Consider the following 1,225-nt stretch of genomic DNA (forward strand, 5'->3'; position numbering starts at 1 on the left):
TGAGCATCACGGAGTGTTCCGGATCGTCGGATCGACCGATCATCATCTATCAGGTGAGCTCTCTCGCCCTCCGTGGCACGAGGGGGTTCAGGCTGCGGCGGTGCGCCGGCGGTACTGTTCCCCGCTCGTCATCATGGCCCATGCGATACGGGCCATCTTGTTGGCCAGGGCGACGGCGCACAGCTTGCGCGGCCGACGCTCCAGCAATGAGACCAGCCAGGCCTCGAGGGCAGCCCCGAGCGGCCCGGGGGGCACGGATTTGCCGGCCGCTGCTGCGGCCTGCCGCGCCACGACGTGGCGGATCACCGAGGTTGCCCCCAGCACGAGCAGCTGTCGCAGCCGCTCGTCGCCCGCCCGGCTGATCCCGCCCATTTGCTGACGGCCGCCGGTCGAATGCTCCTGCGGCGTCAGACCGATCCAGGCGGCGAGATGGCGGCCGGAGGCGAACTGGGCAGGATCGACGCGCGCGGCCAGGGTCAGGGCACCGATCGGGCCGATGCCCGGGATGCCCGCCAGCATCCGGGTGACGGGGTTGGCCTTGTGCTGGGCTGTCAGGCGGGCATCGAGGATCTTGATCTCCTGATCGAGACGTTCGATCTGCCGGATCAGGAAATCGAATGTCTCGCGGGCTTCGGCGGGCAGGTCCGTGTCGCGCAAGGCGGTCTTGAGGGTGGCGAGGCCGGCCACGCTCCTGGGGGCAACCGCGCCGAACTCGGCGGCGTGGCCGCGGAGCGCGTTGACGAGCTGCGTACGCTGGCGGACCAGCAGGTCGCGCACCCCCAGCGTGCAGGTCTGGGCCTGGCGTTCGGTGGTCTTCACCGGCACCGAGCGCATGCCGGGTCGGGAAGCGGCTTCGCTGATCGCTTCGGCATCGTTGCGGTCATTCTTGCCGCGTTTGACGAATGGCTTGACGTATTGCGGCGGGATCAGCCGGGGAGCATGGCCCAGAGCCTGCACCTGCCGGGCCCAGTGATGGGCGCTGCCGCAGGCTTCAAGAGCAATCTCGGTCGGCGCCAGCCGGGAGAGAAAGGGCAGCAGGGCGCTTCGTGACAGCGTCTTCCTGAGCAGGGGGCGTTCGTCTGCACCCACGCCATGCAGGGTGAAAACAGACTTCGACGTGTCGATGGCAATGCGTTTAAACTCGCTCATGGGCGGCTCCTGGGTTCAGTGTGATGACCCCCTGAACCTTGGCACATGATGCCGTGGGGGCCGTCCACCCCAACAC

The 1,225-nt window shown here is 68.1% G+C and carries 1 protein-coding gene; it reads right to left on the reverse strand.

Translation table 11 applies throughout. The features are described from left to right. Positions 1–87 precede the first annotated feature (87 nt). Complete coding sequence (locus HLH29_RS19255; RefSeq protein WP_182968980.1) at positions 88–1,149, reverse strand: IS110 family RNA-guided transposase; 1,062 nt, start codon at positions 1,147–1,149, stop codon at positions 88–90. Between the last annotated feature and the right edge of the window lie 76 nt (positions 1,150–1,225).

The sequence above is a fragment of the Gluconacetobacter tumulicola genome, assembly GCF_014174215.1.
In the GTDB taxonomy this organism is placed as follows: Bacteria; Pseudomonadota; Alphaproteobacteria; order Acetobacterales; family Acetobacteraceae; genus Gluconacetobacter; species Gluconacetobacter tumulicola.

Bases quoted from the DNA above. Each gene is read 5' to 3' on its own strand.
- HLH29_RS19255 (WP_182968980.1), bottom strand. From the start codon at position 1,149: ATGAGCGAGTTTAAACGCATTGCCATCGACACGTCGAAGTCTGTTTTC.